The sequence below is a fragment of the Bradyrhizobium sp. 149 genome (assembly GCF_023073915.1).
In the GTDB taxonomy this organism is placed as follows: Bacteria; Pseudomonadota; Alphaproteobacteria; order Rhizobiales; family Xanthobacteraceae; genus Bradyrhizobium.
The window spans coordinates 155,846-181,293 of sequence record NZ_JADPKK010000020.1 but is presented as its reverse complement, the minus strand read 5'-3'; the positions used below and the strand labels follow the sequence as shown (position 1 = coordinate 181,293).

The window sequence follows — 25,448 nt, the reverse complement described above, 5'->3', positions numbered from 1 at the left end:
GCGTATCGAGATGGATTTGCCGTACCGCTCCGGGGCCGCGGCTCTCGACCACGGTCAGGCTTCTCTCCAAGAGCGGTGCAAAGCCAGACCATGCGGTGCCGAAGCGCTGGTCGATTCCGCCCGGGCCCCATTCCTTTGGTGCGCTTACGGATCTGGTCGGGGGCGAAAAACGAGCGCGGCTTTTGCGCTTGGCAGCGCGCCCTCGTCGGCCTCGGTGGCGCGATGCGTCAAACCGATGCGCACCGAGCATTTCATCTGCTCGCCGAAATGCCGCAGTCCGGCGCGCAACGCACATCCGCGGCAGACAGCTCGGTTGCGGCCACCTTGCACGTTTCGAAATCGTTTCGGGCAACGATGAAGTCGGTGGCGGTCATGATCTCGATCCCGGCTCTTGTCCGCGCCACATTTCAATCGTTCACGCGCGTGCCGTTTGCAACGGCAACATAGTTCTAAACGCTGTTTGGCGATCGCCGCGCCCGCGCGCCGTTCCGGTCAATAAGAGGGTTCGAGATGAGCGGGATTCACCTCTCGGCCAGTGATCGTCTCAAAGCCGATCCGGATGTTGTCCACTTCGGACTTGTAGGCGTCGTATTCCGGCTTGGCGAGCGCACTTGCCGCCTTGATGTCAACCGGACGCACCGCCGGGCTCGCCCTCGATGCCGCCGACGCGAAGTCCTTCTCCTTCTTCCTCAACTCCTCAGTGGCTTTGTTCAGCTCGGCGAACGAGGGCGGCGTTGTCAGTTTCCCGGCCACGTAGACGACCTGGCTCAGGCCGAGCACGCCCAGCAAGGTCTCGGGGATGGAGAAGGATGCGAGCTGGTTGATGCCGGCGGCAAGGAGAGCACCGCCGACAACGAGGCTGAAGATGCAGCTCTGATACCGATAGACGTCGAATTCTCCGTCGCTGGTGACGATGTCGCGCCATTTTGCACGGTTGACCTCTGCAAGACCGCCTCTCGGCAACCAGCCTTTGGCAATGAACCAACTCCAGTTGGCGAAGTCGAAACGGTTCCGCTGAACGTCGGTGGCCTTCGCCGCCGTCGAGCCAACCGCAGCGATGCCGAGCAGCATCAGCACGGTCGAGGACAGATCGGACAACACGCCGGTGCGCAGCACGATGAACATAAGCAGCCCGAAAACGATCATCGAAAAGAACAGGATTTGCAGCTTGGCGAGGCTGCCCTTGCCGTCGGAGCCCGCCGTGATGAACACCGGGTTCAGTCGCCGCCAGAAGCCCACGCTCTTGGGGTCGACCGCCGCGGACGTCAGCGCGGCAAAAATATAGAGCAGGAGCACGCCGGAGAAGGTGCCGATCGTGCTCCAGAACGAAGAGCTGACGCGAAGGTTCAAAGTGGAGACGCGCTTGGCGTCTTTGCTGTCGCACGAATAGAGATAAACGGTCGCGGTGGTCCAGTGATCGGCGTTTTGCGGCGGCACGCGCAAGGTCACGAGCGTATCGGACTTGTCAGCGAGCCCCGTCTTGATCATCGGGTGATCTTCGGGAATCTTGCTGAGGGTGACCGAATTGCGACTTCCGAATATGTTGCCGCGCGTCTCGACCTTGCCGAAATAGGTCGCATCCTTGTCGTAAGGGGTCTTCCAGATCAGGTCCGTCGTTGCGCCAGCGGGAAGGAAATAGGTCGTGGCGATGATGGCTTGGCCGATCGGATAACGGAGCGTCCGGTGATCATCGTTTCTGAAGTTGTTGTCTCCTACGCAGTCTTCCTGGATTTTCGGCTTGGTCTCGGTTGTCACCGCCGGGCCTTGCGGGGATGTGCCGGCGCCCGGTGGTGCGACCGGGCCCTGGGCCCAGCCCGGCGATGCTGCGCAGATGAATAAAAGAATCAGTCGGCTCGGCTGGGCGAGTCTCGTTGCAATTGCCACAAATATGCTCCGGCGTCCGAACTGTCGGCCAAATCGACGACAATACTTATAGTTGAACGTCAGAAGATTGTCGCGCCCCTTATGGTCCCTCCGATCCGGCGATGACGCCCTCGCGCTTTTTCACGGCGCGATAGTAGCTCCACCACAGATGCGCGGCGGCGCCGCGCAGGGGACGCCAGGGTTCGGCGAGCGGCACCATCTGCTTCTCCGTCGGCCGCGCCTGCAAGCCGAGCCCGATGCGGATGCCTTCCTGCACGGCGAGGTCGCCGGCCGGCCAGGCGTCGCCATGGCCGAGGCAGAACAGCAGATAGACGTCCGCGGTCCAGGGCCCGATGCCGGGCAGCGAGATCAGCGTGTAATGGGCGGCGTCGGCATCCTCTTCGGCGAGCACCTCGAGGTTCAGCCGCTGCGCATTGATCTCGCGCGCAAGATGTTTCAGGGTCTTGATCTTGGCGGCGGATAAGCCGAGCCGCCCCAGCCGATCGGTGCGGGCGCGGCGCACCGCCTCGTGGTCGAGCGGGTCGAATGCGGCGGAGAGCCGGCCCCAGATCGCCGCGGCGCTCGCGGTCGAGAGCTGTTGCCCGCAGACGATGTGCGCGATCCCGGCAAAGCCCGGCTCGCGCCGCCGCAACGTCGGCATGCCGGCAGTCGCGAGCACGGGCTTCAGGCGCGGATCGCGCTTGATCAGCGCGTGGACGGCCTCTTCGAGATCGGACTGGGTTTCGAGGTGGATAGTCATTGCTTGCTCAACTCGTCATGCGCGGGCTTGACCCGCGCATCCATCTCCTATCGTAACAGAGTCCTGTCGTAACAGAGTCTTGGAAGATGGATGATCGGGTAAGCCCCGCCATGACGAGATTTTTGCATATGTCGCCACCCGTTTTCCGATTTGCCCCCAGTCCGAACGGCTATTTGCATCTCGGCCACGCCTATTCAGCGCTGTTGAATTCCGACCGTGCGCGCGAGACCGGTGGGCGGCTGTTGCTGCGGATCGAGGATGTCGATGCGACGCGCTGCCGGCCGGAATATGAGACCGCGATCTACGAGGATCTCGCCTGGCTCGGCATCGCTTGGGAGACGCCGGTGCGCCGGCAGTCGGAGCATTTCGGCGAGTACCGTGCGGCGCTGGACAGGCTCTCGGCGCTCGGCCTGGTCTATCCCGCCTTCGAAAGCCGCGCCGAGATCGCAAGGCTGGTTGCGGCGCGTGAAGCGGATGCGCCGTGGCCACGCGATCCCGACGGCGCGCCGCTCTATCCCGGCGACGCCAAATTGCTGTCCGCCGACGAGCGCGACCGGCTCGTCGACACCGGCGCGCCCTATGCGCTTCGGCTCGACATGGCGGTCGCCTGCCGCCGCGCCGCCGGCCTGACCTGGAACGAGCTGGGCGAGAGGCCCGATGGTGAGCACGGCATCGTCCCGGCGCGACCAGGAGCCTGGGGCGACGTCATTCTGGCCCGCAAGGAGATACCGACCAGCTATCATTTGTCCGTGGTGGTCGATGACGCGCTCCAGGGCGTCAGCGAGATCGTGCGGGGCCAGGACCTGTTGCACGCCACTTCGGTGCACCGCCTGCTACAGGTCCTGCTCGGCCTGCCGGAACCCGCCTATCGCCACCACCGGCTGATTTGCGATGAGATGGGCCGGAAGCTGTCGAAATCGAGCCTCGCGACCGGTCTACGCGAGTTACGCGCCGCGGGTGTCACGCCGGCCGGTGTCCGCCGTTTGGTGGGATTAGGTTAAGTTTCTCTGGGGGTTAGCCAAACGTCGCCGTGACTCCGGGTGTTCCGCCGTGCCATGCTCGCCTGACGGCCCGGGGTTCGAAGGTCGATACTTCGAAGGGGAGTTATGGCGGCGAAAACGCGCGCAGCGCGCACTACGCGGACGTCCAAGCGAGTGGTTCGGAAGCGGTCCGGGCCGACCGCCCGGTTGCCCAAGCGCAACACCAAGGTAGTCACGCCGGACGTGGTCCAGGCCGCGCTTGCTGCCTTTGCCCATGAGGTCCGCACCCCCCTAACGGGTATTCTGGCGATCAGCGACCTGCTCGCGACCTCCGATCTCGGTGAACGGGAACGACGCTGGGCCGACACGATTAAGGCCGGTGCCGAGCATCTGGCGAATCTTGCCACGCTGTTTGTCGATGCCGCCAGAAGCGGCAAGGGAGCCGGAAAGGGTGGAAGCACGCTCCGGCAGGATTTGTTCGACCTGCGGACCCTCGCCCGCAACGCCGGCGATTCGCTGGCTGGCCGCGCCGCGGCCAAGGGTCTCCAGGCCGAAGTTGATATTTCCGAGAAGCTGCCGGGGCTGGTGGTCGGCGATCCCGTCCGCCTGCGCGCCGCGCTCGAGAACCTGATCGACAATGCCGTGAAATTCACCGAGCACGGCGGCGTGGCGCTCACGGTCGCGCCTTGGCGTTCCGCCAAGAGCAAGGGCAAAGCAAAGAGCAAAGCAAAGGGCAAAGGCAGGGTCGGCGTCGCCTTCGCCGTGTCCGACAGTGGCATCGGCCTCACCATGGCCGAGATCAAGCGGCTGTTCCGCCCGTTTACCCAGGCCAATGTCACCATTGCCTCGCGCTTCGGCGGCGCCGGTTTGGGCCTGTCGTCGGTGAAGCAACTGGCGCGCGCGATGGGCGGCGACATCACCGTCGCCCCACGGCGCGGCGGCGGCGCCACCTTCACGCTGACGATGTCCCTGGACGCCACGGGATCTGGCAGGTCCCGCAACTCCAAGGGCGAAGCCGAGATGGCTGCGGTCCCGGCGCTGCGCTTGCTCAGCGTCGAGGACAATCCGTTCGGCCGCGTCGTGCTCAACACCATCCTGACCGAGCTCGGTCATCATGCCGAGTTCATCGGGCGCGGCGAGGACGCGGTGAACCGGCTCGCGCAGGGCGCCTACGATGCGGTGCTGATGGATATGGTGCTGCCGGGCATCAATGGCGTCGAGGCCATCAGGCGGATCCGCACCATGGCGACGCCGCTGGCTCAGATCCCCATCATCGGGGTGTCCGGTCGCGGCGAAGACGAAGTCGCCTCACGGGAGGCCGGCGCCGACGCCTTTCTGGTCAAGCCTGTGTCTCCGCGGGCGCTAGCGACTGCGCTGCTTGAAGCGACACGCCGTGAGGAAGCCGCGACTTGATGATCGCGGCATTGAGCTCGCCGCCGTAAACGAAGATCGCGGCGATGAAGTACAGGAACACCAACGCGATGATCACCGAGGCGAGGCCCGCGTACATCGTCACGTAATTGTTGGCGAAGCGCGCCAGATATTGCCCGAACACGATGCCTGATATCAGCGACGCCACGATGGTGAAGACGATGCCGGGCAGGATCTGGAGGAAGCTGCGCCGCCCCGCCGGCAGCCAGGCGTGCAGGATGAGCAGCGCCACCACCAGCGCGCCCACGGTGATGCCGTAGCGCAGCCAGGTGAGGATGCTCTCATTGGATTCGACGAACAGCGGAATGTGGCGTCGCGCCGCCTCGATGAGGAGCGGCCCGAGCACGATCAGGAACGCCATGGCGAGTGCGGTGAAGGCGGCGACCAGCGTGTACGCGATCGACTCCAGCCGCAGCCAGTACCAGGGCCGCATCTCGACCACCGCATAGGCGCGGTTGAGCGCGACCCGCAGCGCCTCTACGCCGTTCGAGGCGAAATAGACCGACAGCACCGCGCCGATGGTGAATATGCCAGTGCGGGTCGTGGTCAGCACGTCGTGCACCTCACCCGAGATTGAATCGGAGACTTGCTTGGGCCAGACCTGAAGCATCAGGCTTGCGGCCTGGTCCGCGAGTTCCTTGGAGCCGAAGAAGCCGGCGAGCGAGGTCAGCACGATCAGGAATGGGAACAGCGCCATCAGCGTCGACAGGGCGATATGGCTCGCGATCGCCCAGCCATCGTCGGCCAGGAATGTGTAGAACGCGTCCATCGCGACGACGTAAACGGTGCGGATTGCCTTCACGCGCCACCTGCACTGCTGTTGCCGCTTCCTCTTCCCGCGCGCGGGGAACGCATTCCGGGCTCTCCCCGCAAGCGGGGAGAGCCGAAGAGGATGGGCAATTTCCGCAAATCCAGATTCATCCAGCTAGCTTCTGATATTATTGGCATAAAAGCCAGATCGGGAACGCCATAGCGGACCGGCGCGCAGGGTGTTATCTACGCTTGGATGGTATCTCTCCTGAGTACGTTCATCCTGCCCATCGCGGTCGGCGCCGTGGCGTTGGTGCTGCTGCTCGGTCTCTTCAACATGATGCGCGGCGGCTCGCCCAACACCTCGCAGAAGCTGATGCGCTGGCGCGTGCTGCTTCAGTTCGTGGCGATCGTCATCGCGATGCTCGCCGTGTGGGCGATGGGGCGTTAACATGGTCGTACTCAACCGCATCTACACGAAAACCGGTGACGACGGCACGACAGCGCTCGGCTCGGGCGAACGCCGCCCGAAATACGATCTGCGTATCGAGGCTTATGGCACTGTCGACGAAACCAATGCCGCGATCGGCGTGGTCCGGCTTCACACCAGGGATGCGCCCGAGCTCGACGCGATGCTTGGCCGCATCCAGAACGATCTGTTCGACCTCGGCGCGGACCTCGCGGTGCCCGAACGTGAAGGCAAAGCTGAGCGACTGCGGGTGGTGGCGAGCCAGGTCGAGCGGCTCGAGCGCGACATCGACGCGCTCAACGACAAGTTGGCGCCGCTGACCTCCTTCGTGCTGCCGGGCGGAACGCCGGCCGCCGCCTACCTCCATGTCGCCCGCACGATTTGCCGCAGGGCGGAACGTGTGATGGTGGAACTGGCGGCCCGGCCGGGCGAAACTGTTGGTGCCGCTGGCATCCAGTATATGAACCGTCTGTCAGATTTCCTGTTCGTCGCCAGCCGCGCCGCTAACGATGACGGCGCCGGGGACGTGCTCTGGGTTCCGGGCCAGAATCGCTGACCCATTAAGCGGTGCATTTCTGGACGCCAAAATTAGACACCTTCGCGCGTTGACCGGGCCGGATCAGGCCTTTAGGTTCCGCGCCAGTTGATAACCCCCCTCCCAAATTGAGTGAAAGAGGATCGATGAAGGTCTTGGTGCCGGTAAAGCGGGTGGTCGATTACAACGTCAAGGTCCGCGTCAAGAGCGATGGATCGGGCGTCGAACTCGCCAACGTCAAAATGTCCATGAACCCGTTCGACGAAATCGCGGTCGAGGAAGCGCTGCGCCTGAAGGAAGCCGGCAAGGCAACCGAAGTCGTGGTGGTCTCCATCGGACCGGCGCAGGCCTCGGAAACGATCCGCACCGGTCTGGCCATGGGCGCCGATCGCGGCATCCTGGTGAAGGCCGAGGGTCCGGTCGAGCCGCTCGCGGTCGCCAAGATCCTGAAAAAGGTTGCGGACGAAGAGCAGCCGGGCCTGATCATTCTCGGCAAGCAGGCGATCGACGACGACAGCAATCAGACCGGCCAGATGCTGGCCGCACTGCTCGGCTGGTCGCAGGCGACCTTCGCCTCGAAGCTCGAGGTTGAAGGAAGCGACTTCAAGGTCACCCGCGAAGTCGACGGGGGCTTGCAGACCGTGAAGCTGAAGGGACCGGCGATCGTCACCACCGATCTCCGTCTCAACGAGCCGCGCTACGCCTCGCTGCCCAACATCATGAAGGCCAAGAAGAAGCCGATCGCGGACAAGACCGTCGCCGATTACGGCGTCGACGCCACCGCGCGTCTCGAGGTTCTCAAGACGACGGAGCCGGCCGGCCGCAAGACCGGCGTCAAGGTCAAGGACGTCGCCGAGCTGGTGTCGAAACTCAAGAACGAAGCCGGGGTGCTCTGATGACGACGCTTCTGATCGCCGAACACGACAATGCGTCGCTCAAGGATGCAACCAACAAGGCCCTGACTGCGGCGGCCGCGCTCGGCGCGGACGTCGAGGTTTTGGTGGCCGGCGAGAACGCCAAGGCCGCAGCGGACGCCGCCGCCAAGCTTGCCGGTGTGAAGAAGGTGCTGCTCGCCGACGGCGCGCTCTACGCGCACGATCTCGCCGAGCCGCTGGCCGCGCTGATCGTCTCGCTGGCGCCGTCCTATGACGCGATCGTCGCGCCCGCGACCTCGCGCTTCAAGAACGTGATGCCGCGCGTCGCAGCGCTGCTCGACGTCATGCAGGTTTCGGAGATCACCAAGGTGATCGCACCCGACACTTACGAGCGCCCGATCTACGCCGGCAACGCCATCCAGACCGTGAAGTCGAACGACGCCAAGAAGGTCATCACGGTGCGCACCTCCACCTTCGCTGCGGCGGGTGAAGGCGGCAGCGCGTCAGTTGAGAGCGTCGCGGCGGCCGCCGATCCGGGCCTGTCATCCTTTGTCGGAGAGGAAGTCGCCAAGAGCGACCGTCCCGAGCTGACCTCGGCCAAGATCATCGTCTCCGGTGGCCGTGCCATGCAGAGCCGTGAGAACTTCGCAAAGTACATCGAGCCGCTCGCCGATAAGCTCGGCGCCGGCGTCGGCGCCTCGCGCGCGGCGGTGGATGCCGGCTATGCGCCCAACGACTGGCAGGTCGGCCAGACCGGCAAGGTCGTAGCCCCTGAGCTCTACGTCGCGGTCGGAATTTCCGGCGCGATTCAGCATCTGGCCGGCATGAAGGACTCCAAGGTGATCGTTGCGATCAACAAGGACGAGGACGCGCCGATCTTCCAGGTTGCCGACTACGGCCTGGTCGCCGATCTCTACCAGGCGGTTCCGGAGCTGACAGCCGAACTCGGCAAGCTCGGCAAGTAAAACGCGTTAAAAACACCGCCGGAGGTATAAACTCCGGCCGGTGTTGCTTTTTGAGGCGTTTTCTTTGGCGTGGGACAGGCCTTCGAAGCGATCCAATCTAGGTTTCGAGGCCGGGTTCTGATTAAATCGGACCTCCCGGCTCAGGGGGATAGCAGGCGCGGTTAGCAGCGCGCCGTTCGGTGGATGACATTATGGCGGCAGTAATCAAGAAGGTCGGCGTGATCGGCGCGGGGCAGATGGGCAATGGCATCGCGCATGTCGCTGCGCTGGCCGGCTTCGACGTGGTGCTCAACGACATTTCGGCCGACCGCCTCAAGTCGGGCATGGCCACGATCAACGGCAACCTGGCGCGCCAGGTCTCCAAGAAGGCCGTCAGCGAGGACGACAAAGCTAAGGCGATGGGGCGCATCGTGGCCGGCGAGAAGCTGGACGATCTTGCGGACTGCGATCTCGTGATCGAGACCGCGGTCGAGAAGGAAGAGGTCAAGCGCAAGATTTTCCACGAGCTCTGCGCCGTGTTGAAGCCGGAGGCGATTGTCGCCTCCGATACCTCCTCGATCTCGATCACGCGGCTCGCCGCCGCCACCGACCGGCCCGAACGCTTCATCGGTATTCACTTCATGAATCCGGTTCCGCTGATGGAGCTGGTGGAACTGATCCGCGGCATCGCCACCGACGACCAGACTTTCGAGGCATCCAAGGAATTCGTCGCCAAGCTCGGCAAGCAGGTCGCGGTTTCCGAGGATTTTCCGGCTTTCATCGTCAACCGCATCCTGCTGCCGATGATCAACGAGGCCATTTACACGCTGTACGAAGGCGTCGGTAACGTCGAGGCGATCGACGCGGCGATGAAGCTCGGTGCACACCATCCGATGGGCCCGCTGGAGCTTGCCGATTTCATCGGCCTCGATACCTGTCTCTCCATCATGCAGGTGCTGCATGAGGGCCTCGCCGACTCCAAGTATCGTCCTTGCCCGCTGCTGGTGAAATACGTCGAGGCGGGCTGGCTCGGCCGCAAGACCCAGCGCGGCTTCTACGACTACCGCGGCGCCAAGCCGGTTCCGACGCGGTAGTGGCGGTTTCGTGCCCCGGACAGCGCGAAGCGCTGCAGAGCCGGGGCTCAGAGGCCGCGTGCGCCCTGAAGCATTGGTCCCGGCCTGTGTCGCATCATTGCATGCCGCGCCGCGTCCGGGACACGGGCACCGCCCATCCTGCGTGCATCCGCTTCGTGACATTTCATGTCGCGTTAACCCCTCGCGCCTAGGTTACGCCCGGTACGAGGGTTCGCGTAATGGACATGATGGCGATGGTCAGCAGCATGCTGGCCTCTCAACAAGGCGCGCTGCAGTCGAATATCTCGGCGACGCTGATGAAGCAGAACGCGGACGCGGAGAAATCCGCCGTCCTGACGCTGCTCGGTGCCGGGCAGCCCTCGCTTGCCAATGTCGGCGCCGGCGTCGGCGGCAATCTCAACGTCACCGCCTGACTTCCTAGAACGACGCGGCGGCCTTGCCGGTCGCCGCCCGGATCAGCTTGAGCGCGTCCTCGCTGGCCCATTCCGCCGGTCCCGCGATCGTCGCGATCTCGCAGCCTTGCGGGTCGACCAGCACTGACGTCGGCATGCCCAAGGCCCGGCCTATCGCCTTAAGATCCTGGAAAGACTTGGCTTTTTGATCGTTAAAATAGCCGAGCCGGGTCAGATTGGCCTCTTTCATGAAAGTCTTGGGCTTCTCGGGGTCGCGGGTGTCGATATTGATCGCCACCACCTCGAAATTCGGGCCCGAAAGCTTGCCCTGGAGCTCGTCCAGCGCCGGCATTTCCTTGCGGCAGGGCACGCACCAGGTGGCCCAGAGGTTCACCAGCAGCGTCTTGCCGCGGAAGTCCGACAGCTTCTTCGGCTTGCCGTCGGCGTCCTCGAAGGCCAGGTCCGGCAGCTTCAGCGGTGCGGTCGCCATGGTGAGCGCCGCCAACTCGCCATGGGCGAGCGGGGCGATCTTCTGTGCAGTGTTCACCGCCGCCCGGCAGGCCGGATCGCCGGATGGGGCCCGGCCCAGGCCCAGCCCGTACAGCGCGGCAAAGCCAGCCAGGCCCCCGACCACCACGGTGGCGATCACGACGGGGATCCGGCGCGTGGCCGACCGCGCTTTCCTTTGGTCGGGCATATCGTTGGGGTCGAGCATATCGTTTGTCATCCGGTCGCAGATATGGCTATCAGGGGCCTCTTAATACGGCGGGCCGCAGCCCGCAAACATGTGGTGGCGGCAAGCAAGGCGTGAGCAGGGGATCATGAGCAACAAGATGTGGGGCGGCCGGTTCTCGGAACGTCCCGACGAGATCATGGAAGAGATCAACGTCTCCATCGACGTCGATCGTCACCTCTTTGCCCAAGACATTGCCGCGTCCAAGGCCCACGCCGCGATGCTGGCCGCACAGGGCATCATCACAGCCTCTGATGCGAAAAATATCGGCAAGGGTCTAGACACGATCTTGTCAGAGATCGGCAAGGGCGGCTTCGAATTCAAGCGTGCGCTCGAGGACATTCACATGAATGTCGAGAGCCGCCTGTCCGAGCTGATCGGCCCTGCCGCCGGCCGCCTGCACACTGCGCGCTCGCGTAACGACCAGGTCGCGACCGATTTCCGTCTCTACGTCCGCGACGTTCTCGACGAGACCGATGCCGCGCTCGCCGCGTTCCAGCAGGCGCTGGTGGAGCGCGCGCTGGAGCATGCCGGAACGGTCATGCCCGGCTTCACGCACCTGCAGACCGCGCAGCCGGTGACCTTCGGCCACCATCTGCTCGCCTATGTCGAGATGGCCGCGCGCGATCGCGGCCGTTTCCAGGACGCGCGCAAGCGGCTGAACGAATCTCCGCTCGGTGCCGCCGCGCTCGCCGGCACCTCGTTCCCGATCGACCGTCACGCCACGGCGGAGGCGCTCGGCTTCGACCGTCCGATGGCGAACTCGCTCGATGCGGTCTCCGATCGCGACTTCGTGCTGGAGACGCTGTCGGCGGGCTCGATCTGCGCTGTGCACATGTCGCGCTTTGCCGAGGAGATCGTGATCTGGACCTCGCCGCTGGTCGGCATGATCCGCCTCAGCGACAAGTTCACGACCGGCTCCTCCATCATGCCGCAGAAGCGGAATCCTGACGCCGCCGAGCTGGTGCGCGCCAAGACCGGCCGCGTCATCGGCGCGCTCAACGGTCTGCTGATCGTGATGAAGGGCCTGCCGCTCGCCTATCAAAAGGACATGCAGGAGGACAAGCAGGGCGCCATGGAAGGCTTCGCCGCACTGTCGCTCGCGATCCGCGCCATGACCGGCATGGTCCGCGATCTCGTCCCTGATGAAGCGAAGATGAAGCTTGCTGCAGGCGAAGGCTACGCCACCGCGACCGACCTTGCCGACTGGCTGGTGCGGACGCTGAAAATGCCGTTCCGCGAAGCCCATCACGTCACCGGTCGCATCGTCGCGAAAGCCGCGGAGGCTGGCGTGGCGCTGCACGAGCTTCCGCTGAGGGAGATGCAGGCGATCGAACTGAAGATCACGAAAGACGTGCTCGGCGTGCTCTCGGTCGAATCGTCGGTGAAGAGCCGGACCAGCTTCGGCGGCACGGCGCCGAAGAACGTGGCGTCGCAGGCCAAGGCCTGGCTGAGGCGGCTGGAAAAAGAGCGAAAATTGGGCTGAGGGCAAAATTTCGCTTATGTTTCATGGTCATCCGGGTCTCGCCAGAGCGCGCCAATCTCTGTATGGTGCGCCGCGCGTAGTGGGGATTTCGTCGTGACGTCAAAGTTTCGCCCGGCCGGCTCGGGGTGGGCCATCATTGTCTTGAGCCTGACGGCGCTCGCGCTTGCCGGCTGTGGCCGCAAGGGCCCGCTGGATCTGCCGCCGACCGCCTCCAGCGCGTCCACGGCCAACGTCGCGCCGCCGACCGACACCGAGACCGAAGCCCAGAAAACGCCGAGCGTGTTCAATCCCACCTATGGCGCGGACGCCGCACCGGCGGCGGCCAAGGGCAAGAAGAAACCGTTCATCCTCGATCCGCTCCTGGACGAAAGACCCAGCCGATAGGCTGGGGCAACTGAGCCAACGCCATGAACCATTTCGACTATCGCAACGGCGTGCTGCACGCCGAGGCGGTGAACCTGTCCGAGCTGGCTGCAACCGTCGGCACGCCGTTCTATTGCTATTCGACCGCGACGCTTGAGCGGCACTATCGCGTTTTCACCGACGCTTTCGCCGGCGAGAAGGTGCTGGTCTGCTACGCCATGAAAGCAAACTCCAATCAGTCGGTGCTGCGCACGCTGGCCAAGCTGGGGGCCGGCGCCGACGTGGTCTCCGGCGGTGAATTGAAGCGCGCGTTGGCCGCCGGCATTCCCGCCAGCAAGATTCTGTTCTCCGGCGTCGGCAAAACGGAAGCCGAGCTGCGCGCCGCGCTGGCCGCCGACATCCTCTGCCTCAACGTCGAATCCGAGCCCGAGCTCGAGCTGCTGTCGCGCCTTGCAACCGAGACGGGCAAGACCGCGCGGATCTCGATCCGTGTCAATCCGGACGTCGATGCCGGCACGCACGCAAAGATCTCGACCGGCAGGTCCGAGAACAAGTTCGGCATTCCGATCGCGCATGCCCGCGAGGTCTATGCCCGCGCAGCGAAGCTGCCGGGCATCGAGGTAACAGGCACCGACGTGCATATCGGCAGCCAGATCACCGACCTCTCCAAGATGGAGATCGCGTTCCGCATCCTCTCCGAATTCGTACAGACGCTGCGCGCCGACGGCCACAACATCTCGCATGTCGATTTCGGTGGCGGCCTCGGCATTCCCTATTACATGGACCGCGAGGCGCCGCCGGCGCCCGAGGCCTATGCTGCCATGGTCAAGCGCGTCAGCCACAATCTCGGCTGCACGCTGATGTTCGAGCCGGGCCGCATGATCGTCGGCAATGCCGGCATTTTGGTCGCCAAGGTGATCTACGTGAAGCATGGCGACGGCAAGAATTTCGTCATCATCGACGCCGCCATGAACGATCTGATCCGTCCGACGCTGTATGAGGCCCACCACGACATTCTGCCGGTGACGCAGCCCGCGAAGGGCGCGGCGACGATCGCGGCCGATGTCGTCGGCCCGGTCTGCGAGACCGGCGATTACCTCGCCCTCGACCGCACCTTGCCGACGCCGAAGCCCGGCGATCTCATCGCCATCATGACGGCCGGCGCCTATGGCGCGGTGCAGGCCGGCACCTACAACACGCGGCCGCTGGTGCCCGAGGTGCTGGTGAAGGGCGACCAGTACGCGGTCGTGCGTCCGCGCATCGAAGTCGAGCAACTGATCGCGATGGATACGCCGGCGCCCTGGCTGTAAGCGCTGCGGCGGCCGGGCGACATCTCCGCCGGACGACGGCGGAGATGCTTTCTGCAGCTTATTTTTTCCCGCCAACCACAACACCCGCCTTCTTCTCGATGGGCTTGATCGCCGCGGTGAAATCGGATTCGGCGCCTTCCGCGCTGATGACCGTCTCCCACAACCGGCCGACCGCGTCCGCGACCTCCATCGAGAGGCCGAGCTGCTTCATCTCCTCCAGCGCCAGCCGCACGTCCTTCACCATCAGTCCGGTGGCAAAGCCGAAGTCGAAGCTGCGCGGCAGCACCGCGCGCGGAAATTTGTCGCGGCTCGCGGTGTTCATGCCCGAGCCGGCATTGATGACGTCGATCATCACGGCGGGATCGAGCCCGGCCTTGACGCCCATCACCACGGCTTCCGAGGTCGCTACGATCGCGGTGGCCGACAGGAAGTTGTTGGCGAGCTTCATGGTCTGCGCCGCGCCGGGCTTCTCGCCGATGAAGAACACTTTTCCGATGATGTCGAGCGCGGGCTTGAGCAGCTCGAACTCGGCCTTCGGCCCCGAGACCATCACCGCCAGCGTGCCTTTCTCGGCGCCGCCGACGCCGCCGGAGACGGGGCAGTCGATCTGCACGATGTCATGCTTGGCGAGCAGGCCGTGGATCTTCACCGCCATCGCCGAGCCGACGGTGGAGAGATCGATGAAGCGCTTGACGCGGCTTCCCTCGATGACGCCGTTCGGCCCCGTCGCAACCGCGAGCGAAGCCTGCAGCGAGGGCAGGCTCGCCATGACAGTCTCGACCTGGTCGGCGACGTCCTTCGGCGAATTCGCCGCAGTGGCGCCGCGCGCCACCAGCCTGTCGACGACCTCTTGGCGCGTGTCGAACACGACGAGCCGGTTGCGGGCCTCGATCAGCCGCCGCGCCATCGGGAACCCCATGTTTCCGAGGCCGATGAATCCGATGTCCATGGTGTTTCCTTTTTCTTCGTTGTTGGCGAGCCGCGCGTCCTAGTTTCGCCGGGACGATGTGATGAGGGATTGCCCGCTCACGCCTTGCCGTCGATCTCCGCGAACACCTCGCGCGCGATCCGAAAACTGTCGACCGCGGCCGGCATGCCGCCATAGATTGCAACCTGCATCAGGATCTCGCGGATTTCGTCGCGGCTGACGCCGTTGGTGAGCGCGCCCTTCAGATGCGCGCGGAATTCGTGCTGACGATTGAGGATGGCGATCATCGCGATGTTGAGCATGCTGCGGGTCTTGCGCGGCAGCTCCTCGCGTCCCCAAACCGTGCCCCAGCAATATTCGTTGAGCATCTCCTGGAACGGACGGTTGAAATCGTCGACATTCTTCAGGGCGTTGTTGACATAGGCCTCGCCCAGCACCGCTTTGCGGACTTCCAGGCCCTTGTCGTGCATCTTCTTGTCCATGGCGTTTCCTCTTTTTTCTTTTGGATGGCGGTGCGGAAATTAGGGGCTTGCGGCGCGCCAGTCACGTCCTCGTGTTATGCGGGAAAAGGGGTGTCTCCCGTACAGGAACGGATGCCTCAGTGCTGCCGTTGTGGTACGCTTCTCTACCGGGCAACCTGGAGAGTTGATTGAACGGCGTCACCCCCGACCCGTCAGACCCGATCCGCGATGGCGACGCTCTGTCGCGGCTGAAGCTGGCGCAGGCCCTGCAGCGGGCCTCTTATGCCATCGCGTGGGAGCGTGCCTGGCCAAATTTGGCGCGGCTTCTCACCGTCGTCGGCCTGTTCCTGGTGGTGTCCTGGGCCGGTCTTTGGCTGGCGCTGCCGTTCGTTGCCCGCGCCATCGGTCTCGTTGTTTTCGCCGGCGTCGCGATGGCCGGCCTGTTCCCGTTGAGTCGCTTCCGCTGGCCGAGCCGCGAGGAGGCGCTGGCCCGGCTCGACCGCGGCTCCGGCATCCGTCATCGGCCGGCCACCACGCTCACGGACACGCTGAGCTCGCAGGACCCGGTTGCGCAGGCGTTGTGGCAGGCGCAGCGCGAGCGCACGCTGGCTTCGATCAAGCGCATCCGCGCCGGTCTGCCGAAGCCCCGGCTTGCTTTGCATGATCCCTGGGCGCTGCGCGCGCTGGTCATGGTGATGCTGGTTGCGACCTTCTTCGCCGCCGGCGACGAACGTGCGATGCGGCTCGGGGCCGCGTTCCACTGGAACGGCATGCTGGCGCCGACGAATGTTCGCGTCGATGCCTGGGTCACGCCGCCGCTCTACACCGGCAAGCCGCCGGTCATCCTGTCGGCCGCGAACAAGGAGGCCGCGGCGCTGCCCGCCAGCGGCCCGCTTGCCGTTCCCGTCGGCTCGACCCTGATCGTGCGCTCCTCCGGCGGCAGCCTGGATGTTGCCGTCTCCGGCGGCCTCAAGGAGGTCGCGCCCACTGAAGCCACGCCCAAGGGCACCAACGAGAAGCATTTTACCATCACCGGCGACGGCACCGCGCATGTCCGCGCGCCGTCCGGCCAGCCGCAATGGGCGTTTGCGGCAACGCCGGACCGCCCACCGACGATCGCTCTCGCCAAGGATCCCGAGCGCCAGGCCCGCGGCGGACTCCAGCTCTCCTACAAGATCGAGGACGATTACGGCGTCACCGGCGCCGACGCGCAAATCGGCCTGCGCCCCGCCGATGTCAAAGATGGCAGCAACAAGGACGGCAGCAAGCAGGCCGACACCAAGGCCGCTGCGCGGCCGCTATTCCAGCCGCCGCAATTCCCGCTCGTGCTGCCGAACGCGCGCACCCGCAACGGCGTAGGCCAGACGGTGAAGGACCTCAGCGAGGATCCCTATGCCGGCGCCGACGTCACGCTGACCCTCACCGCCAAGGACGAGGCCGGCAACGAGGCGAGAAGCGAGCCGTTCAACATGCGCCTGCCCGAGCGGCTGTTCACGAATTCGCTCTCGCGCGCGCTGGTCGAACAGCGCCGCATCCTCGCGCTCGACGCCAACAAGAACTCGGATGTCTATGCCGCGCTCGACGCGCTGATGATCGCACCCGAATTGTTCACGCCCGATGCGGGCTGCTATCTCGGCCTGCGCAGTCTGGCGCTCCAGCTGGAAGCCGCCCGTACCGACGACGCGCTGCGCGATGTGGTGGGAAGCATGTGGGCGTTCGCGGTCACCATCGAGGACGACGGCGTCGCCGGCAGCGTCAACGCCGCGCTGCGCTCGTCGCAGGACGCGCTCAAGCGGGCGCTGGAACGCGGCGCCAGCGAGGAGGAGATCAAGGCGCTGACGCAAAAGCTGCGCGAGGCGATGGCCGGCAAGGTGCGTGATCTCGCCCGGCGCGCCGAGCAGAATCCGCTTGGACCTCGGCAGCCTTTCCCGGCAGAGGTTCAGCTCATCCTCGACAAGGCGGTCGAGCTGCGACAAAAGACCCAGCATGCCAAGCCGGAGCAGCTCGAAGAGCTGGCGCAGCAGCAGGATGTCTTGCGCCAGCAGCTGCAGGCCTATCGGAAGTCGGCGAACAGCCGGGCGAAGGGGGGCGAGGACGGGGCCAATCAGTTTACGCGGGACCGGAAATGCGGAAGCTAGCGCGCGTGCCAGTCTTGAAGGCGATCTCGATCGCCTGTCTTGCCCTCCTCCTGGGAGGCTTCCCGGTTGCCGTCTCGGCCCAGCAGGATCAGGATCCCGATGCGCTGCTCGATAGCGCCGAAAAGGCAATGCAGGATTCCGGCGATAGCCTCAGGCAAAAGGAGTCCGGGCGGAGCCTGAACAATCAATCCGATGCGATTCAGAAGCTCGAGGACTACAAGCGCGCGACGGAAAAGAGCCAATCCTCCAATCGCGATCGTTCCGTCATCACGCAACGCGATCTGGACGACCTCCTGAAGCAGATCGAGAAGGCGGCGCGCGAAGGCAATCGCGAGGCGGCCCAGCGCATGCTTGAGCAGTTGGCGCAGATCATGGAAAACCTCCAGATGGCGCAGCCCGGGCAATCCGGCGACAGCGACATGGAGCAGGCGCTGAACGAGCTCAGCGACATGATCCGCAAGCAGCAGCAATTGCGCGACAAGACCTTCAAGCAGGGCCAGGACTCCCGGCGTGAGCGCTCGCGCGGCAAGCAGCAGGGCGACCAGTCGATGTCGGACCTTCAGCAGGATCAGCAGTCGCTGCGCGACCGCCTGAAGAAGCTGCAGGACGAGCTCGCCAAGCGCGGCCTCGCGCAGAAGGGACAAAAGGGTCAGAAGGGCCAGAGCCAGAAAGGGCAGAAGGGTCAGCAAGGCGAGCAGGGACAGCCGGGCCAGGATGGCGATCAGGACGGCGACCAAGGCGATGACGACGGCAGTCTGGACGCTGCCGACGGGGCCATGGGCGATGCCGGCTCGCAGCTCGGCGAGGGCAATTCGGATGGCGCCGTGGACTCGCAAGGAAAAGCTCTCGACGCGTTGCGCAAGGGCGCGCAGAAGATGGCCGAGGCGATGCAGCAGGGCGATGGCGACGGGCAGGGCGACGGCCCCGGCAATCGCGCCGGCCGCCAGCAGAGCGGCGGCCATCAGACCGATCCGCTCGGTCGCCCCCTTCACGGCCGCGATCTGAGCGACGACTATACGGTCAAGATCCCCGGCGAGATCGACGCCCAGCGCGTCCGCCGCATTCTCGAAGAGCTCCGCCGCCGCTTGGGGGATAGCTCGCGCCCGCAGATCGAGCTCGACTATATCGAGCGGCTGCTGAAGGATTTTTGAGTTCTAGGTCGTCGCCCGGCATGACCGGGCGATCCAGTACTCCGAGACGATTGTGATTCAATTGATAGGCCGCGGCGTACTGGATGCCCCGGTCAAGCCGGGGCATGACAGCGGAATATCGGCCGCCGACCGCTGCTACCCCTTCTTCGCCGCCAGCGCATCTGCCACCGCCGTGCGGATGTCGGCGACCGAGAACGGCTTGGTCACGACGTCGTGCACCAGCGCATTGAGGTTCGAGGCGCGCTCGCGCTGGTCGGCAAAGCCGGTCATCAGGAGAATGGTCAAACCGGGGAAATCGCGTGCGACGGCAAGCGCCAGCGCGATGCCGTCCATCACCGGCATCTGGATGTCGGTGAGCAGCAGGTCGAATCCGCCGTCGGCGCGAGTCAGGATGTCAAGCGCTTCGGCGCCGTCCTGCGCGGTGACGATCTCGTGGCCGTCCATGGCGATGGCACGCGCCACCAGCTGGCGCATCGAATCCTCGTCGTCGGCGATCAGGATTTTGGGCATGAGAGCAACCTTGGGATCGATCTCGCGGCAACTTTCCCCGCGAGACCTGCGAAATCGATTATACGCTGCCGCCGGCGATGTCGCGCCGGTTGAAGAAGCGAACGTCGATATTGCGGCCCTCCGGCGGCGGCGAGGCCAGCCGCGAACGGAAGAAAGCGCGCTCGCCGGGCTGTAGCACGGTCTGTTCCAGAACGGCGTTCCAGGCGTAGATTTCCGCGCCTTGCGCGTCGCGCACCGCAAAGCGCAGCCGGGGAATGTCGAGCGGCTTCTTGCCCTGGCCCACGATCACGCCCTCGATCACCAGCACCTGCTTACCGTCCACGGTCTCACTGGAGAGCTTGACGTCCTTGAAGGCCAGCGCGCGCAGGTTAACTTCGAGGCCGACCATCTTGTAGAAGGCGGCCGTCTGCGGCAGCAGCCGCACCATGTCGCCGCGCCAGATCACCAGCGCCAGCACCAGCGCACCCATGGCGGCGCAGGCGGTTGGCAGGCCCAAATGGGACTTTCGCGGCGCCGCGGTCGCGACCGGACGGCTCACCCGCGCGGCGCGGCGGCCGAACAGGCCACGGAACCAGGACTGGTGCTGCTCGCCGACGACTTCCTCCTCGGCAGACCGGGCCGCCGCCGACCATTCGTCCTCGGCGTCACTGGTTTCCTGGTCCGGCCAGTCGCTGGCGATCGAGGGGCTGTCAACGACAGGCGCATCACTGGCGCCGTCGTCCTGGGCATACGAGTTCCACTCCTCGGCGAGATCGGACTGGTCATCGGCCTGGCTGGCCGCGGCCATGGCCGGGACGGATGCCTCCTCGATGGCATCCTCGGAATGGGCGACCCAGGTTTCCTTGCAACGGGAGCAGCGGACCGTCCTTCCGTTCGCCCCGAGGCTCGCAAGCTTGATGGCGTAGGATGTCGTACAATGAGGGCAGACGATATGCATGGACGAGCCTTGATGCATGGACGAGTCTTGACGATGACACGGTCGCGGAGAACCGGGCGGCAAGGATGCTGCCAATTATGCTACAGGGCGACTGTTAACGAACCGGAAACCATAACGGCCGCAAAAGCCGTTGATCGCGTGTGGCGGAGCACAGCCGTGCAGCCTGCGGCCTCTCTCGAACGGAGCTGAGCTTGGTCCGGTTCGAAAATGTCGGATTGCGTTACGGCCTGGGGCCAGAGGTCCTGCGTGACCTCAGCTTCCAGATCCCGGCGCATTCCTTCCAGTTTCTCACCGGGCCATCCGGCGCCGGCAAGACCTCGTTGCTGCGCCTGTTGTTCCTGTCGCATCGACCGACGCGGGGTCTCGTCAATCTGTTCGGCCACGACATCTCGCAGCTCGGCAAGGACGACATCGCGGACTTGCGCAAGCGCATCGGTATCGTGCTCCAGGATTTCCGCCTGCTCGACCACATGACGACCTATGAAAACGTCGCGCTGCCGTTCCGGGTCATGGGCCGCAGCGAATCGAGCTACCGCAAGGAGGTCATCGACCTCCTGAAATGGGTCGGGCTCGGCGAACGCATGGACGCGCTGCCGCCGATCCTGTCCGGCGGCGAGAAGCAGCGCGCGGCGATCGCGCGCGCCGTTATCTCGCGGCCGCAGCTGCTGTTGGCAGACGAGCCGACCGGTAGCGTCGATCCGACGCTTGGCCGCCGCCTGCTGCGGCTGTTCATCGAGCTCAACAAGTCAGGGACCGCCGTCATCATCGCCACCCACGATATCGCCCTGATGGACCAGTACGAGGCGCGACGCTTCGTGCTGCACCAGGGACGGCTGCACGTCTATGAGTAGGCCCGACGAGCGCGGCGTGCTGGTCGACCTAGGACAGGAGGGGCCGCCGCTTCCGGCCAGAGCGCGCAACATGTCCCCGATCGTGCCGCGCGCCTCGATCCACGGCCGCGCGCTGGTCGCCGTCGTCGCCATCATGACCTTCCTGGCGTCGACGACGACGGGCACGGTGCTGCTGGTGAGCGCCTCCGCCGCCGAATGGCAGTCGGATGTCGCGAGCGAAATCACCATCCAGGTCCGGCCGCAGACGGGGCGCGATCTCGAACGCGATACCGCGGCGGTGACCGAGGCTATGCGCGCGCAAGCCGGCATCGTCGAGGTCAAGCCGTTCACCAAGGACGAAAGCGGCAAGCTGCTCGAGCCTTGGCTTGGCACCGGCCTGTCGATGGACGATCTCCCGGTGCCGCGCCTTATCATCGCGCGCGTGCAGCCCGGCACGGGGCTCGATCTCGGCGCCTTGCGCGCCCGCGTGACCCAGATGGCGCCAAGCGCCAGCGTCGACGATCACCGTGCCTGGATCGAGCGCATGCGCTCGATGACCAACGCCACCGTGCTCGCCGGCCTCGGCATCCTCGCGCTCGTCATCATCGCCACCATCATCTCGGTTTCGTTCGCGACCCGCGGCGCCATGGCGGCGAACCGTCCGATTGTCGAGGTGCTGCATTTCGTCGGCGCCGGCGACCGCTACATCGCCAACCGCTTCCTACGTCATTTCCTCAGGCTGGGGCTGGAGGGCGGCGTGATCGGCGGCGGGGCCGCCATGCTGGTATTCGGCTTCTCCGAGTCGATCGCAGGCTGGTTTTCCGGCACCCCCGTCGGCGACCAGTTCGCCGCGCTGCTCGGTACCTTCTCGCTGCGGCCGTCCGGCTACATCGTGCTCGCGGTGCAGGCGGTGCTGATCGGCGCGATCACCGCGGTCGCCTCGCGCCAGACGCTGTTCGCGACGCTGAATGATGTTGATTGACGCCGATAAACCGGACTCCACTTCGCCTCAAAACGTCCTAAAATCACCTCAGGGAAGGGGTCACCGACATCGCATGACTACGCCGACCGATGATCGATCGCCGAAACTGCCGCGCGGCTGGCTGCGCGCGGCCGTGATGTCGACGATTGCACTCGCCTTCGTCGGCGCGGCGGCGGGTTTCATTGCGTTTTTGTCGCAATTGCGTGGCGCCGAGATTGCGCCGGACCGCAAGGCGGACGGCATCGTGGTGCTGACCGGCGGCTCCTCGCGGGTGCCGGATGCGATGGAGCTGCTCGCTGCCGGCTACGGCAGGAGGCTCCTGATCTCCGGCGTGCACCCGACCTCGACGGCGAGCGACATCTCCCGGACGTTGCCGGAGAACCAGTCCTTCATGCATTGCTGCGTCGATCTCGACCGCACTGCGCTGTCGACCCGCGGCAATGCCGCGGAAGCCCGGCGCTGGGCCGAGGGGCGCGGCTTCAAATCGCTGATTGTGGTCACCTCGAACTATCACATGCCGCGTGCGCTGGTGGAATTCGCACATGCGATGCCGGAGACTACACTGATCCCGTTCGTCGTGGTGGGCGACAAATGGCGCGAGGAGCCGTGGTGGATCTCGGCCCCTACCTTGCGGCTGCTGCTGTCGGAATACGTCAAATACATCGCGGCCGAGCTCAGGGTGCGGCTGGAGGATTTCGGGATTGACCTTTCGCCCGAGATGTCGGAGCAGCCTCCCGGGCTGCAGCCGAAGCGGCCCGCCACCGCACAGGCCAATTGATCGGCAACTGATCGGCAATTGATCGGATACTCGATGTTCTTGATTTTCTTGCGATCGCTCGTGTTCAACGTGCTGTTCTACACCGTGCTGGTGTGCCTCGCGATCGTGGCGCTGCCGACTTTCGCATTGCCGCCGCGCGCCATGCTCACGGTCGCGCGATGGTGGGCGAACGCGACGCTGTTTCTGATGCGGGCGGTCTGCAACATCAAGGTGGAATTCCGCGGCGTCGAAAACATCCCGACGGGACCATTGGTGATCGTGGCGAAGCACCAGTCGTTCTGGGAGACGTTCGTCTTGCCGGGTTTTTTCGATCGTCCGATTTTCATTCTCAAGCGTCAGCTCATGCAGATCCCGGTGTTCGGCCAGTTCCTGGTCAAGACCGGGATGATCGCGATCGACCGCAATGCCGGCGTGAAGGCGCTGCTGGACATGACGCGACGGGCGCGTGAGGCGGTGCGCAGCGGCGGGCAGCTCGTGATCTTTCCCGAGGGCACGCGCCGCGCACCGGGCGCGCCACCGGACTACAAGACCGGCTTTGCGCAAATCTATTCGTCCTGCGGCGCGCAGTGCCTGCCGATCGCGCTCAATTCCGGCCTGTTCTGGCCGCGCCGCACCTTCATGCGCTATCCCGGCACGCTAGTGGTGGAGTTCCTCGATCCGCTGCCGGCAGGCCTGCCGAAGGACCAGTTTCTCTCCCGCGTGCAAACGGCGATCGAAGACGCGACCGGCCGCCTCGTCGAAGCGGGCCGCAGGGAGCAGGAGCAGATGATCGGTTCGGCGCCGAGCTATGCGCCGTCGGAGCGCTAGCGGTTCTCTCGATCTTCCGTAGGGGCCGGCGCGTGCAACGAATGCGCATCACCATGCAGCATGGTGGCAAGCTGATGCAGCGGCGCATCGCGAAAACCTTCGGCCTCGATCGCCTTCACCGTCGCGGTCACGTAGTCGCGGTTGGCGCCGGACTGACCGTGGCCCTGGAGCACGTGGCGATACTGATCGGTGAGCGACAGCCGGCCGGCATATTGCACATGGCCGCGGTCGACGACATAGGCGAGCGCGGATACGCGCTGTCGCGCATCGTTCTCCAGCCACACCGAGCGCATGACTTCGCGATAGACCGACGTCACCTGCTCGCGCGCGCGCAGATAGGCGACGACGCCGGCGCGGTTGTTTTCGGCGACGCGAAAGGCGATGCCGCGGCAGGCGCCGCCGCGGTCGAGCCCAAGCACCAGGCCCGGCTTTTCGGGCGTACCACGGTGCACGAAGGAATAGACGCAGAGCGCGCGATGCTCGCCGACCAGCCGCGCCGGGACGCGTTCCTCAAATTCGAAGCCCGGCCGCCACATCAGCGAGCCGTAGCCGAACACCCAGAGGTCGCCCTTGGCTGTGGTGACGGAGGGAAGGGTGATTTCCGACATTTCCGGCACGGCTACCAGAACCGCGCTCCCAAGCGAAGCGAATTCTCCGCCTTTCGTCGCAGCCCTAGCTCGCTTACATTTGACAAAATCAGGGATCAAAGGGTCGCCGCATGTCTGATATGACCGTTGCCGCAGGCCGGCGCTCCCGCTGGGGCCTTTTCATCGCCCCCATCATCCTCCTGATCCTCACGGTGGCATGGAGCTGCTTCTGGTTCTATGCGGCGTCGCAGGCCGAGATCGCCGCCGACGCCTGGCGCGCGCAGGAGGCCAAATCCGGCCGCATCTATGATTGCGCCAAGCGCTCGATCGCGGGCTTCCCCTTCCGCTTCGAGGTCCAGTGTTCCGGGGCCAGTGTCGCCCTGGTGTCGCAGAACGCCAGCAAGACGCCGTTCACGGCCAGGCTCGACAACATCCTCGTCATTGCCCAGGTCTACGATCCCAAGCGCGTCATCGCCGAATTCTCCGCGCCGGCGACGCTCACCGACGGCGTCACGCAAAACACCTTCGTGGTGAACTGGAGCAAGGGCCGCAGCAGCGTGGTCGGCCTGCCCGCCGTGCCCGAGCGCGCTTCCATCGTATTCGAGGACCCCAACGTCAACCGGCTCGACGGCAGCGTGCAGGTGCCGCTCGCGCGCGCCAAGCAGATCGAGCTGCACGGGCGCCTCGCGGATCGATCGCCCTCCGATCACCCGGTGATCGAGACCGTGCTCCAGATCGCGCAGGGTAGCATCCAGGGTGTTCATCCGCTGCTCGCCGAGCCGTTCGAGGCCGACACGCGGGCGAAGATCACCGGCCTCTCGGACCTCACACCAAAGCCGTGGCCGCAGCGCTTCCGCGAGATCCAGGCCGCGGGTGGCCATATCGAGATCGTGCAGTCCCGGATCCAGCAGGGCGAGATGATCGCGGTTGCGGCCGGCACGCTCGGACTCTCGGCCAACGGCCGTCTCGACGGCGAATTGCAGATGACGGTGACCGGGCTCGAGCGCGTGATTCCGGCACTCGGCATCGAGAAGATGCTGGAGGAGGGGGTGCCGCAGGCCACCCTCGACCGCGTCGCGCCCGGCGTGAAGTCGCAGGACCTCAACAATCTGTTCGGTGCACTCGACCGCGCCGTTCCGGGCCTCGGCAAGGTCATCAAGCAGAACGCCAATGCCGGTGTCGCCGCCGGCATCAATTCGATCGGCACCGAGAGCACGCTGGAAGGCAAGAAGGCTCGCAGCTTCCCGCTGAAGTTCGTCGACGGCGCTGTGCTGCTCGGCCCGGTCAAGGTCGGCCAGATCCCGCCGCTGTATTGACCGCTCCGTCATTGCGAGCGAAGCGAAGCAATCCAGAC

The 25,448-nt window shown here is 65.1% G+C and carries 28 protein-coding genes; 19 read left to right on the top strand and 9 right to left on the bottom strand.

The features are described 5' to 3' along the window. The first annotated feature begins 222 nt into the window (after positions 1-222). The gene (locus IVA88_RS15880) at positions 223-447 is read left to right on the top strand and encodes a hypothetical protein (protein WP_247498175.1); all 225 of its coding nucleotides are present in this window, start codon (positions 223-225) and stop codon (positions 445-447) included. Positions 448-492: 45 nt separating this feature from the next. Here the strand turns inward: IVA88_RS15880 and IVA88_RS15875 are convergent, their stop codons facing one another. Together IVA88_RS15875 and IVA88_RS15870 are read right to left on the bottom strand one after the other, a co-directional pair. After that, complete coding sequence (locus IVA88_RS15875; protein ID WP_247498174.1) at positions 493-1,755, bottom strand: hypothetical protein; 1,263 nt, start codon at positions 1,753-1,755, stop codon at positions 493-495. 208 nt (positions 1,756-1,963) lie between these two features. Beyond that, positions 1,964-2,623, bottom strand: coding sequence for a DNA-3-methyladenine glycosylase 2 family protein (locus tag IVA88_RS15870; protein ID WP_247498173.1), 660 nt, complete (start codon positions 2,621-2,623; stop codon positions 1,964-1,966). A 128-nt stretch (positions 2,624-2,751) separates the two neighbouring features. Between IVA88_RS15870 and gluQRS the strand changes: the two genes are divergently transcribed. Next, complete coding sequence (gene gluQRS, locus IVA88_RS15865) at positions 2,752-3,624, top strand: tRNA glutamyl-Q(34) synthetase GluQRS (protein ID WP_247498172.1); 873 nt, start codon at positions 2,752-2,754, stop codon at positions 3,622-3,624. 105 nt (positions 3,625-3,729) lie between these two features. Then, the gene (locus IVA88_RS15860) at positions 3,730-5,016 is read left to right on the top strand and encodes an ATP-binding protein (RefSeq protein WP_247498171.1); all 1,287 of its coding nucleotides are present in this window, start codon (positions 3,730-3,732) and stop codon (positions 5,014-5,016) included. Here IVA88_RS15860 and IVA88_RS15855 read toward each other — a convergent pair. Beyond that, on the bottom strand, positions 4,943-5,836 hold the full coding sequence (locus IVA88_RS15855) for a YihY/virulence factor BrkB family protein (RefSeq protein ID WP_247498170.1): 894 nt from the start codon (positions 5,834-5,836) through the stop codon (positions 4,943-4,945). The genes IVA88_RS15860 and IVA88_RS15855 overlap by 74 nt on opposite strands. A gap of 204 nt (positions 5,837-6,040) precedes the next feature. Between IVA88_RS15855 and IVA88_RS15850 the strand changes: the two genes are divergently transcribed. From IVA88_RS15850 to IVA88_RS15825, 6 genes are all read left to right on the top strand, one after another. Beyond that, a complete protein-coding gene (locus IVA88_RS15850) occupies positions 6,041-6,235 on the top strand; it encodes a twin transmembrane helix small protein (RefSeq protein ID WP_247498169.1) in 195 nt (64 codons plus the stop codon). A 1-nt stretch (position 6,236) separates the two neighbouring features. Beyond that, positions 6,237-6,809, top strand: a complete 573-nt coding sequence (locus IVA88_RS15845) for a cob(I)yrinic acid a,c-diamide adenosyltransferase (protein ID WP_247498168.1) — start codon at positions 6,237-6,239, stop codon at positions 6,807-6,809. Between the two features lie 125 nt (positions 6,810-6,934). After that, on the top strand, positions 6,935-7,684 hold the full coding sequence (locus IVA88_RS15840; protein ID WP_247498167.1) for an electron transfer flavoprotein subunit beta/FixA family protein: 750 nt from the start codon (positions 6,935-6,937) through the stop codon (positions 7,682-7,684). After that, on the top strand, positions 7,684-8,628 hold the full coding sequence (locus IVA88_RS15835) for an FAD-binding protein (protein WP_247498166.1): 945 nt from the start codon (positions 7,684-7,686) through the stop codon (positions 8,626-8,628). The genes IVA88_RS15840 and IVA88_RS15835 overlap by 1 nt, the downstream gene beginning before the upstream one ends. A 191-nt stretch (positions 8,629-8,819) precedes the next feature. After that, positions 8,820-9,701, top strand: a complete 882-nt coding sequence (locus IVA88_RS15830; protein ID WP_247498165.1) for a 3-hydroxybutyryl-CoA dehydrogenase — start codon at positions 8,820-8,822, stop codon at positions 9,699-9,701. 218 nt (positions 9,702-9,919) lie between these two features. Continuing rightward, positions 9,920-10,114 (top strand): hypothetical protein, encoded by a 195-nt coding sequence (locus tag IVA88_RS15825; protein WP_247498164.1) that lies wholly within the window; start codon positions 9,920-9,922, stop codon positions 10,112-10,114. Positions 10,115-10,118: 4 nt separating this feature from the next. Here IVA88_RS15825 and IVA88_RS15820 read toward each other — a convergent pair whose 3' ends face one another. After that, the gene (locus IVA88_RS15820) at positions 10,119-10,808 is read right to left on the bottom strand and encodes a TlpA disulfide reductase family protein (protein ID WP_247498163.1); all 690 of its coding nucleotides are present in this window, start codon (positions 10,806-10,808) and stop codon (positions 10,119-10,121) included. A gap of 106 nt (positions 10,809-10,914) precedes the next feature. Here IVA88_RS15820 and argH point away from each other — a divergent pair, with 106 nt between their 5' ends. From argH to lysA, 3 genes are all read left to right on the top strand, one after another. Continuing rightward, positions 10,915-12,312 carry an argininosuccinate lyase gene (gene argH / locus IVA88_RS15815; protein WP_247498162.1) on the top strand — a complete coding sequence of 466 codons (1,398 nt, stop codon included), beginning with the start codon at positions 10,915-10,917 and terminating at the stop codon, positions 12,310-12,312. A 93-nt stretch (positions 12,313-12,405) separates the two neighbouring features. Beyond that, positions 12,406-12,696, top strand: coding sequence for a lipoprotein (locus IVA88_RS15810; protein WP_247498161.1), 291 nt, complete (start codon positions 12,406-12,408; stop codon positions 12,694-12,696). Between the two features lie 23 nt (positions 12,697-12,719). After that, on the top strand, positions 12,720-13,985 hold the full coding sequence (gene lysA, locus IVA88_RS15805) for a diaminopimelate decarboxylase (protein ID WP_247498160.1): 1,266 nt from the start codon (positions 12,720-12,722) through the stop codon (positions 13,983-13,985). 58 nt (positions 13,986-14,043) lie between these two features. On the opposite strand, the gene IVA88_RS15800 is transcribed toward lysA, so the two are convergent. Further along, the gene (locus tag IVA88_RS15800) at positions 14,044-14,934 is read right to left on the bottom strand and encodes an NAD(P)-dependent oxidoreductase (RefSeq protein WP_247498159.1); all 891 of its coding nucleotides are present in this window, start codon (positions 14,932-14,934) and stop codon (positions 14,044-14,046) included. A 77-nt stretch (positions 14,935-15,011) separates the two neighbouring features. Next, on the bottom strand, positions 15,012-15,395 hold the full coding sequence (locus IVA88_RS15795; protein ID WP_014491654.1) for a carboxymuconolactone decarboxylase family protein: 384 nt from the start codon (positions 15,393-15,395) through the stop codon (positions 15,012-15,014). 167 nt (positions 15,396-15,562) lie between these two features. Between IVA88_RS15795 and IVA88_RS15790 the strand changes: the two genes are divergently transcribed. Together IVA88_RS15790 and IVA88_RS15785 are read left to right on the top strand one after the other, a co-directional pair. Next, positions 15,563-17,512 carry a TIGR02302 family protein gene (locus IVA88_RS15790; protein WP_247498158.1) on the top strand — a complete coding sequence of 650 codons (1,950 nt, stop codon included), beginning with the start codon at positions 15,563-15,565 and terminating at the stop codon, positions 17,510-17,512. Continuing rightward, positions 17,500-18,663 carry a DUF4175 family protein gene (locus tag IVA88_RS15785; RefSeq protein WP_247498157.1) on the top strand — a complete coding sequence of 388 codons (1,164 nt, stop codon included), beginning with the start codon at positions 17,500-17,502 and terminating at the stop codon, positions 18,661-18,663. Before IVA88_RS15790 ends, IVA88_RS15785 begins: the two co-directional genes overlap by 13 nt. A 135-nt stretch (positions 18,664-18,798) precedes the next feature. Here IVA88_RS15785 and IVA88_RS15780 read toward each other — a convergent pair whose 3' ends face one another. Continuing rightward, positions 18,799-19,173 carry a response regulator gene (locus tag IVA88_RS15780; protein WP_247498156.1) on the bottom strand — a complete coding sequence of 125 codons (375 nt, stop codon included), beginning with the start codon at positions 19,171-19,173 and terminating at the stop codon, positions 18,799-18,801. Between the two features lie 58 nt (positions 19,174-19,231). After that, positions 19,232-20,110 carry an MJ0042-type zinc finger domain-containing protein gene (locus IVA88_RS15775; protein ID WP_247498426.1) on the bottom strand — a complete coding sequence of 293 codons (879 nt, stop codon included), beginning with the start codon at positions 20,108-20,110 and terminating at the stop codon, positions 19,232-19,234. Positions 20,111-20,301: 191 nt separating this feature from the next. On the opposite strand from IVA88_RS15775, the gene ftsE reads away from it, so the two are divergent. From ftsE to IVA88_RS15755, 4 genes are all read left to right on the top strand, one after another. After that, on the top strand, positions 20,302-20,961 hold the full coding sequence (gene ftsE, locus IVA88_RS15770; RefSeq protein ID WP_247498155.1) for a cell division ATP-binding protein FtsE: 660 nt from the start codon (positions 20,302-20,304) through the stop codon (positions 20,959-20,961). Further along, positions 20,954-21,922 carry an ABC transporter permease gene (locus tag IVA88_RS15765; protein ID WP_247498154.1) on the top strand — a complete coding sequence of 323 codons (969 nt, stop codon included), beginning with the start codon at positions 20,954-20,956 and terminating at the stop codon, positions 21,920-21,922. The genes ftsE and IVA88_RS15765 overlap by 8 nt, the downstream gene beginning before the upstream one ends. A gap of 73 nt (positions 21,923-21,995) precedes the next feature. Then, positions 21,996-22,700 (top strand): YdcF family protein, encoded by a 705-nt coding sequence (locus IVA88_RS15760; protein ID WP_247498153.1) that lies wholly within the window; start codon positions 21,996-21,998, stop codon positions 22,698-22,700. Between the two features lie 33 nt (positions 22,701-22,733). Beyond that, the gene (locus IVA88_RS15755; protein ID WP_247498152.1) at positions 22,734-23,507 is read left to right on the top strand and encodes a lysophospholipid acyltransferase family protein; all 774 of its coding nucleotides are present in this window, start codon (positions 22,734-22,736) and stop codon (positions 23,505-23,507) included. Here the strand turns inward: IVA88_RS15755 and IVA88_RS15750 are convergent. Continuing rightward, positions 23,504-24,115: a gamma-glutamylcyclotransferase gene (locus tag IVA88_RS15750; RefSeq protein WP_247498151.1), complete on the bottom strand. Its 612-nt coding sequence runs from the start codon at positions 24,113-24,115 to the stop codon at positions 23,504-23,506. The two genes, IVA88_RS15755 and IVA88_RS15750, sit on opposite strands and share 4 nt — an antisense overlap. A 110-nt stretch (positions 24,116-24,225) precedes the next feature. On the opposite strand from IVA88_RS15750, the gene IVA88_RS15745 reads away from it, so the two are divergent. Beyond that, positions 24,226-25,410 carry a DUF2125 domain-containing protein gene (locus tag IVA88_RS15745; RefSeq protein WP_247498150.1) on the top strand — a complete coding sequence of 395 codons (1,185 nt, stop codon included), beginning with the start codon at positions 24,226-24,228 and terminating at the stop codon, positions 25,408-25,410. Positions 25,411-25,448: the final 38 nt, after the last annotated feature.